Source organism: Fulvivirga kasyanovii (assembly GCF_009711405.1).
Lineage (GTDB): Bacteria > Bacteroidota > Bacteroidia > Cytophagales > Cyclobacteriaceae > Fulvivirga > Fulvivirga kasyanovii.
In genome coordinates, this window is record NZ_SMLW01000407.1 from 1 (window position 1) to 8,986 (window position 8,986).

The following is an 8,986-nucleotide window of genomic DNA, read 5'->3' on the forward strand; positions in this document are numbered from 1 at the left end:
AAAATTTAAATGTTCTCAGTTCACATTAAAATTATGAACTGAGAACATTCCACTTCCATTAATCCTTTTTCAGGTTTTGGTTCTGTAGTTTGTCTACTACAGGCCTTTCATTTCTATTAGCCAGTACCCACGCAGTGTAATACACCAGTTTTGATCTTTTTGTCAGCATTTCAAAGTTGATTTTATCTATTGTATCCGAAGGTTGGTGATAATCTTCGTGTACTCCATTGAAATAGAAAATAATGGGAATGTTATTCTTGGCGAAATTCCAGTGATCAGAGCGATAGTAAATACGATCAGGATGATTCTCATCATTATAGGTGTAATCCAAATCAAATTTTGTATATGTGTCGTTTACCTTTTCGCTGATGTCATGTAACTCGGTTGAAAGTCGGTTAGAGCCAACTAGGTATACATAGTTAGGATTGTCTTTGTGCGCCGGGTCTATCCTTCCAATCATATCAATGTTTAAGTCCACAACAGTGTTTTCAAGAGGGAAAACCGGGTGGGCTGCATAATAAGCAGAGCCTAACAGGCCTTTTTCTTCTCCTGTAACCAGCATGAACAACATGCTTCTTCTTGGGCCATTGCCCTCTTCCTTCGCTTTTACAAATGCCTCGGCCAGCTCCATTACAGCGGAGGTTCCGGAGCCATCATCATCAGCACCATTGTTGATCTTGTCTCCCTGACGTCCGATATGGTCGTAGTGAGCTGTGATCACTACTAACTCATCCTTTTTGTCAGTTCCTTCCAGATACCCCAATACATTTTCAGTATTGACCTTTTCTGTTTTTTGCTCCGTTTTGAAAACTACTTTTGAAGTCTTTACTTTCTTGAGCTTGGCTGGTTCTTCAGCTATTTCCTTCAGTTTAGAAAGCGGGGTGTTAAAGATGTCATTTATTACAGTGGGTGAAACAAAGAAGACACCGGAGCCCATCCCTTTCGTTTTTGGTTTTTCCAAGGTTAGGTTTCCTCCGGATAACCAACCTTTAAACTGATTAGCGAGTCCGGCAAACTCTTCATCAGTACCGGCACTTGCTACAAAAACAGTGGTAGCGCCATTTTTAGTAGCGGCTTCTATAGCACCCTGTGAGGCTTGTATATTATTCACCAATACCAATACAGCTTTATCCTTTACATCCACTTGTTCATAGTCGGCAGGTGTACCGTTTCCTGCAAAAACAATTTCAGAACTAACCTCTTTTCCCGTATCTGCCGATCCGTAGAATACCACCTGCTCAAAGTTGTTGTACCTGTTGTTTTTTGCCTTTACATAAATTTCACCCGGGGTGTTCTTGTAAAGCTCAACAGGTTGATAATAACTCATTTTTTCACCGTCTTTAACCGGAGGTTGCAGGCCTATTTCCTCGAAGTGGTCACGGATGAATGCAGCGGCCATTTTTTGGCCTCTTTCGCCTGTTTCACGTCCTTCAAGCGCATCTGAAGCAAGTATGGAAAGGTAGTCGTAGAGGTCATCTTTTGTGATTGTCTCTGCATATTTCTGGGCTTTTGTATCAACCTGGGCATTAACGCTCAGGCAAGCACAAACCATCAATATGATTGATAAAAGCTTTTTCATAGGAATGTTCAAAATTATGTTTAAAAGTCTCTCAAAAATAATCAAAATGCATACCGCAAAAGCTTTTACATTTAAATTTGTTACAAGCGGTAAACTATGATTGTTAACGTTTGCAATCCGCCGTATTATTATTTGCCACATCAGCTTTTGTCCTAAATATGTCCTACATTTGTACCCCCAAACTGGGGCTGTTAGAACATACTTTAAAGGAACTTATTTTATCCATTCATGAAACTAAATGTCAATAACTTGGAGCGGTTTGACACCCGTCATAACGGGCCGGACGAGCAGCAGATTCAGGAGATGCTTAAAGCTGTAAATGCGGGGTCCCTGGATGAACTAATTGATCAAACAATTCCAAAGTCGATTCAGCTAAAAAAAGAGCTTAGTCTACCTATAGCAAAAACGGAGTACAAGTTTCTCAATGACTTCAAGAAACTGGCGCAGAAGAATAAGATATTCAGGTCTTATATTGGTACGGGATATTACAATTGTGTAGTTCCGGGTGTTATTTTAAGGAATATACTGGAGAATCCGGGATGGTACACGGCTTATACGCCATACCAGGCAGAAATTGCCCAAGGCAGGCTGGAAGCTCTGATCAATTTCCAAACCATGGTGATTGACCTTACAGGTATGGAGATCGCCAATGCCTCTTTGCTTGACGAAGGTACGGCAGCGGCAGAGGCCATGGCTATGTTGGCAGGTGCAAGAAAAGGAGGAAAGAAAAATGCTTCCAGGTTTTTTGTTGATCAAAATACGTTCCCTCAGACTATTGATGTTCTTAAAACACGGGCTTTGCCGGTAGGCATTGAACTGGTTGTAGGTGATGTTAATGAATTGGATCTAACAGACCCGGAACTTTACGGTGTACTGGTTCAAAACCCGAATAATGATGGTGCTATCCGTGATTATTCAGAGTTTATCTCAACGGCCGGGGAAAACGATGTTTTCGTTGCCATGGCTGCGGACTTAATGAGTTTGCTTCTGATGAAGTCCCCAGGGGAGATGGGTGCTGATGTAGTTGTAGGTACCAGCCAGCGATTTGGTGTGCCAATGGGCTACGGAGGACCTCACGCTGCCTTCTTTGCAACAAAGGATGCTTTTAAGAGACAAATACCCGGAAGGATCATCGGAGCTTCGCTGGATGCCCAGGGAAATAGTGGCTACAGAATGGCTTTACAGACCAGAGAGCAGCACATCAGACGCGAAAAGGCAACATCAAACATTTGCACCGCTCAGGTATTGTTGGCAGTAATGTCCGGAATGTTTGCTGTATATCATGGTCCAAAAGGGTTAAAGAATATAGCGAGCAGGATCCATGGACTGACCTTGTTACTTAACAAAGGACTCAATAATCTGGGATACGAGCAGGTTAATGAGAACTATTTTGATACACTCAAAATCAAAGTAAGTGATACTTCAAAGCTCCAGGAACTTGCTTTGCAGAAAGAAATGAACTTCAGGTACTTTGGAGATGGCTTTGTAGGCATATCGCTTGACGAAACCACACGTGTACGTGATATAGCAGATATATTAGAAGTGTTTGCAGGAGCTGCGGCCAAAGCGTTATCTTTTGATCTGGAAAAAGAAAGTCAAAACCTTGAGATCACGTGGCCTGCTGAGTTGCATCGACAATCAGAATACCTGACACATCCTATTTTCAACATTCATCACTCAGAGCATGAAATGTTGAGATATATTAAAAAATTAGAAAATAAGGATCTTTCACTCGTGCATTCGATGATCTCTCTCGGGTCATGCACTATGAAGCTTAACGCTACCACCGAGATGATCCCGGTCACCTGGCCAGAGTTCGGTAGTATACACCCGTTTGCTCCTCAGGACCAAGCTGCCGGCTATCATGAAATGTTTGATGAGCTAAGTGCGTGGTTGAGCGAAATCACAGGTTTTGCTGCGGTATCTTTGCAGCCTAATAGTGGCGCTCAGGGAGAATATGCCGGCCTGATGGTAATCAGGGCCTATCATGAAAGTAGGGGTGAATCACAGCGAAATGTGACACTGATACCTTCTTCTGCTCACGGCACTAACCCCGCAAGTGCGGTTATGGCCGGGATGAAGGTTGTCATCGTAAAGTGTGATGATAAAGGAAACATTGATGTTGATGATCTTAGAGCGAAAGCTGAGGAAAATAGGGATAACCTTTCGTCACTGATGGTTACCTATCCTTCTACTCACGGAGTGTTTGAAGAAAGTATTATAGAGATATGTGACATCATTCACCAGAATGGTGGCCAGGTATACATGGATGGAGCAAACATGAACGCACAGGTTGGCTTGACCAGCCCTGCCAATATTGGTGCGGATGTTTGTCACCTTAACCTTCACAAGACATTCTGCATACCACACGGTGGTGGTGGCCCTGGTATGGGACCGATAGGCGTTGCCGAGCAATTGGTGCCATTCCTTCCGGGTAACCCATTAGTAAAAACCGGTGGCGAAAATGCAATAAACGCTATATCTGCCGCTCCTTGGGGAAGTGCAAGTATTCTGACCATATCATATGCCTATATAGCCATGATGGGAAAGAAGGGGCTTAAGTCAGCCACTCAATTAGCCATACTCAATGCAAACTACATTAAGGAAAGGCTGGCTGAGCATTATCCGGTATTGTATATTGGTAAAAATGGCAGGTGTGCTCATGAAATGATTGTCGACTGCCGTGGCTTCAAAAAAGCAGGTGTTGAAGTTGAGGATATAGCCAAGCGTTTGATGGACTACGGATTCCATGCTCCCACAGTATCATTCCCTGTAGCAGGTACGCTAATGATAGAACCTACGGAGAGTGAAGCCAAAGAAGAATTGGATCGTTTTTGTGAGGCCATGATAGAGATCAGAAAAGAAATTAAAGAGATCGAAGATGGCTTGGCTGATAATGAAAACAACGTTTTGAAAAACGCACCACATACAGCGTCAGTCATCACCAGCGACCATTGGGACAGACCATACAGCCGTGAAAAAGCAGCTTACCCTCTGAGCTATATCAGAGACAATAAATTCTGGCCTTCAGTAGGCAGAGTAGATAATGCTTACGGTGACCGAAATTTGGTTTGCAGTTGCCTTCCTTTAGAAGAGTATGAAAGTGATGCAGAGGCTATAGAAGCTTAAGCTGTACAACGAAAATGTCTTAAGGAAAATAGGCTCTGATTCAGGGCCTATTTTTTTTGCCCTACAACATTAGTGACCATTAAATATTGCATAGTGGCAAAACTTTTTTTGAGAGTGATGTACTTTATGGGCTGCATGCCGAGCTAATTTATGCCTCATAGTGAATGTATCACAAAGCAACACTTTTTGCAGGGCAGTTTTTTATGTAAGTTTTGGGGTTGGAATGAATTGAAAAACCAAATAATATTTTGGAAATTTATGATGAAATAAAATTTTTCAACCTAAACCAACTTTATTATGTTCAACAATTACCGCTGGCGGTACATGGTATCGCTATTCCTTATGGTTTCTGCATGCAGCGCCTATGCGCAAGATCAGAAACCCGAAAAACCCATTAAAAAAGGTATCCATAAGCAAATCCGGTTTGATGCAAGTCAGGCCAGAATGTCCCAGGTCGATCAGCTTTTCAAAGCTCATCTTAATACCAGGGAGCAGGACGAGCTGAGGGTAAAAAAAGCCATGGTTGACAAGCTTGGCTTTGAACACACCCGGTATCAGCAGTTTTACAAAGGTGTTAAGGTGGAGTTTGGCTCTTATATCGTGCATTCAAAAGACGGTATAATCAGCTCTATGAATGGAGATTTTAAAGAAGTAAAAGAAGTCGAGATCTCTCCCTCGCTTTCCGGGGATATAGCTTTAGACAGAGCGCTTAAGCATGTCGGAGCAACAGAGTATTTGTGGCAGGAAAGTCAAAATGCCAGGGTTATTGACTACGAAAAGCCCAAGGGAGAACTAGTGATCCTGAACAACCGACTGGCTTATAAATTTGATGTTTATGCTACCAAGCCATTGTACAGGGCAGATGTTTATATCGATGCGCATAATGGAGAGTTCATTTTTGAGAACAAGAAGATCCATCATGCAAATACACCTGCGACAGGCACAAGTCTTTATAATGGAACAGTTTCATTTACGGCAGATAGCTATTCAGGTGGCTATCGTTTACGCCAAACTGCCGATGGCGGAGGTATTCAGACCTATGATTTAAATAATGGAACTAACTATAGTAATGCCTCTGATGTTACCAGCAGCTCTACCAACTTTACCGGGAATGCTACAGGAGTACAAGCGCACTATGGTGCTGAGCAGACATATAAGTATTTCCTTCAGACGCATAACAGGGATTCTTACAATGGCAACGGAGCTGTCATCAGGTCTTATGTGAGTTATTCAACCAATTATGTGAATGCTTTCTGGGATGGTAGCAGAATGACGTATGGTGATGGTGATGGTACTAACTATGGGCCTCTCGTATCATTGGATATCTGTGGTCATGAAGTAACTCATGGAGTGACTGAGTACACATCAAACCTTGTCTACAGCTATGAGTCAGGTGCTATGAACGAATCTCTGTCTGATATTTTTGGAGAGTCGATCGAAAGGTTTGCGTCCGGAACCAATGACTGGATAATGGGAGATGATATTGGAGCCGGTGGTAGTGGTGGAGCCATACGTTCTTTAAGCAATCCCAATGCTTTCAGTGACCCCGATACCTATAAAGGGTCATACTGGTACAGTGGCTCCGGAGATAACGGAGGTGTACACACCAATAGTGGTGTAATGAACCACTGGTTCTACATTTTATCAGTAGGTAAATCAGGCACGAATGATAATGGTGATGCTTACAGCGTTACTGGAATTGGCATTGAAAAGGCTCAACAAATAGCATACAGAATGAATGCTACTTACTTTACTTCTAATTCTGACTATGATGATGCCAGACAATATGGAATACAGGCAGCTATAGATTTATATGGAGAAGACTCTCCTGAGCATATAGCTACACACAATGCGTGGTACGCTGTAGGTTTGGGTGACGAGTACGGCGGTGGAACACCTCCTACGTGTGCTACAGGTACCGTTACCTTGACGCTGGTATTGGATAATTATCCGGAAGAGACCAGTTGGACATTGACTAATAGTTCAGGTACTACCGTAGCCTCCGGCGGAACTTATGGTTCTGAGCCTGATGGTTCTACTATCACTGAAACGTTTAACCTGGCTGCTGGAGATTATACATTTACCATCAATGATACTTATGGCGATGGTATTTGCTGCTCATACGGTAACGGATCCTATACCTTAACTGATAATGGGACCGGAACAGTTTTGGCCAGTGGAGGGAATTTTGGGTCTTCAGACCAGGAAACTATCTGTGTTGATGGTGGCGGAGGCAGTGATACTGAGGCTCCGACTGCCCCAGGGTCTCTGGCTGCTTCAAGCATAACCAATTCCAGTGCAACATTGACCTGGAGTGCTTCTTCTGATAATGTAGGGGTAACAGGATATGATATTTATCTGGGAGGATCACTGGTTAATTCAACAACCAATACCTCATATAACCTGACAGGCCTTGCGGCTTCTACTTCCTACACAGCTTCAGTGCGTGCCAAAGATGCGGCAGGAAATGTGTCAGATGCCAGTACAGTATCATTTACTACCGATGAAGACTCTACTCCGGTAGAATACTGTTCTTCACAAGGTAATAACGTGAGCTACGAGTGGATAGATCTGGTAAGCGTTGGTTCTATCAACAATGCTACCGGTGCGAACGGTGGATATGGTGACTTTACCAATCTTAGCACTAACCTTACCAGGGGTAATAGCTATCCGGTAAACTTTAGTGCCGGATTTGGAAGCGGAAGCTATACGGAATATTGGAGAATATGGGTCGACTTTAACCAGGATGGTGACTTTGATGACTCTGGTGAGCAGGTAGTAGCCGGATCATCCAGCAGTAGTGGTACATTGTCAGGTACAGTAGCAGTTCCTTCTTCTGCGGCCCTTGGGTCAACCAGAATGAGGGTTTCTATGAGGTATAATGCCGCGCCATCCTCGTGTGGAAGCTTCACTTACGGAGAGGTTGAGGACTACACTGTGAATATCACCAGTTCCTTTGCCGGAGTGGCTACTTTTGGAGGCAACAGCAATGCAGAGCCCCTTGGTAACGAAGTGGCCAAGCCATATTTTGTAGCATATCCTAACCCTGCAAAAGAAATGGTTGAGATAACTATTGCTGAGGATGCAAGAGGTTATGACTTAAAGATGATGACCCTTAATGGTGTTGTGGTTAAAGAAATTGAATCCACAGATGCCAATGTGAGGATAAGCATGGCCAACTTGCCACAAGGTGTTTATATTCTTTCGATGAAAACAGCCAGAGAGGTGGTGAATACTAAAATTATTAAAGAGTAATTGGTTTTTTATAATTAACGGAAGAGGGGAGCGTGGACAGCGCTCCCTTTTTTATATTCTACTGTAGTACAAGTTTCTTTTACTCATAATAGATAACGCCCATTGTAGTTTGCCCTACAGCTTCCAGGGTTTCTTTGCTAATAATTTCCATGTCATCCTTATGAGAATGGTGAAAGTCTCCAAAGTACCCATTTGCAGGATCATAATGAACTATATCAATCATAGGGATTTTTGCATATTGGTTGACAAACACATGATCATCAGTGATCCCTCCCGGCTGCTTTCTGATAAAGTAGTTTGAAAAACCCAGCTTTTCGGCCCTGCTCCATACTTTTTCAACTATAGACCGAGCATAATACATAGAACTCTCTTCCATGGGAAACTGGGCGCCTTTGGCTCCTACCATGTCAAAGAGTATGCCGTAGTATGCTGAATAGCCTTTGTCATGCTTGTTTTTTGACCAATATTGAGATCCCAGGCACCACCAGCTATCAAGGTTGCCCGGCAGTTCGATGCTTTGTCCATTGTGGAGTTCCCCCCAATCTTCGCCATCAAACAGAATAATGTCTACACCAACATCCGGAGGATTGCTCTCACTCAGCACGCGGGCTACTTCCAGCAATACACCAACTCCGCTTGCTCCGTCATTGGCTCCTGCAATAGGTTCGTTTGGCCGTTCGACATCCTTATCCGCATATGGTCGCGAATCCCAATGTGCAGCCAACAATATTCTTTTGCTCTTCTCTGGATAGAAAGAGGCAATTATATTTCGCAGGTTAAGTGTGTGGTTATCAAAAGTAGTTGCTTCAAAGTCCTGAGTCTGAACCTTGGCTCCATAAGACTCAAACTTTGATATGAAATATTCGCCAGCCTGCCGGTGAGCCGGAGTATTGGGGACTCTTGGGCCAAAATCTACCTGATGTTTGATAAACTGATAGGCGGAGTCGGGGTTGAAATTAGGCACCTGAACCGTTTTCTCTTCTTCTACAACCTGGGTTTCTTTCTTTTTGTCGCCATTGCAGG

Annotated in this window: 4 protein-coding genes; 2 read left to right on the plus strand and 2 right to left on the minus strand. The window is 43.3% G+C overall.

What is annotated here, in order from left to right; genetic code table 11:
• Nucleotides 1-58 precede the first annotated feature (58 nt).
• Nucleotides 59-1,579 carry a M28 family peptidase gene (locus tag E1163_RS05555; RefSeq protein WP_155170342.1) on the minus strand — a complete coding sequence of 507 codons (1,521 nt, stop codon included), beginning with the start codon at nt 1,577-1,579 and terminating at the stop codon, nt 59-61.
• Nucleotides 1,580-1,807: 228 nt separating this feature from the next.
• Between E1163_RS05555 and gcvP the strand changes: the two genes are divergently transcribed.
• Nucleotides 1,808-4,708, plus strand: coding sequence for an aminomethyl-transferring glycine dehydrogenase (gene gcvP, locus E1163_RS05560; RefSeq protein WP_155170343.1), 2,901 nt, complete (start codon nt 1,808-1,810; stop codon nt 4,706-4,708).
• A gap of 297 nt (nt 4,709-5,005) precedes the next feature.
• Nucleotides 5,006-7,963: a M4 family metallopeptidase gene (locus E1163_RS05565; protein ID WP_155170345.1), complete on the plus strand. Its 2,958-nt coding sequence runs from the start codon at nt 5,006-5,008 to the stop codon at nt 7,961-7,963.
• Between the two features lie 79 nt (nt 7,964-8,042).
• Here E1163_RS05565 and E1163_RS05570 read toward each other — a convergent pair.
• On the minus strand, nt 8,043-8,986 hold a 944-nt coding region (locus tag E1163_RS05570; RefSeq protein WP_155170347.1), incomplete at its 5' end, for a M28 family peptidase.

Excerpts from the sequence above, each read along its gene's own strand:
- gcvP (WP_155170343.1), top strand. The coding sequence starts at position 1,808 with ATGAAACTAAATGTCAATAACTTGGAGCGGTTTGACACCCGTCATAAC.
- E1163_RS05555 (WP_155170342.1), bottom strand. The coding sequence starts at position 1,579 with ATGAAAAAGCTTTTATCAATCATATTGATGGTTTGTGCTTGCCTGAGC.
- E1163_RS05565 (WP_155170345.1), top strand. The coding sequence starts at position 5,006 with ATGTTCAACAATTACCGCTGGCGGTACATGGTATCGCTATTCCTTATG.